We start from the raw sequence: 404 nt of genomic DNA on the forward strand, positions 1-404 counted from the left end.
CCCTGTTCCCGACGCCCGCGCCTGCGCCGGTGCCGCCGACCGCCGCGGAGAACGCCCATGTGCTGGACTCGGCGCTGCCGCCTCCTCAGGTGGACTCGCTGCTTCCGCCGCTCGCGGTGGAGGACGACCGGGATCACATCCGCGAGGGTGACCGTGTCCTGCTCATCATCGAGGACGACCTGAAGTTCGCCCGCATCATGGTGCAGCTGGCGCGGGAGAAGGGCTTCAAGGCCCTGGTCGCCACGCGGGGTGACACCGGCCTGTCCATGGCCAACGAGTTCCAGCCGCACGCGGTGACGCTCGACATCCAGCTGCCCGTCGTCGACGGCTGGAGCGTGCTCGACAGGCTCAAGCGCAACCCGCGCACGCGCCACATCCCGGTGCACATCATCAGCGTCATGGAC

The 404-nt window shown here is 69.6% G+C and carries 1 protein-coding gene; it reads left to right on the plus strand.

What is annotated here, in order from left to right; all coding sequences use genetic code 11:
- The coding region (locus D7Y04_RS43190; protein WP_147477370.1) for a PleD family two-component system response regulator at positions 1-404 on the plus strand (404 nt) is incomplete at both ends.

It is taken from the genome of Corallococcus sp. AB038B, from assembly GCF_003668955.1.
GTDB lineage: Bacteria > Myxococcota > Myxococcia > Myxococcales > Myxococcaceae > Corallococcus > Corallococcus exiguus.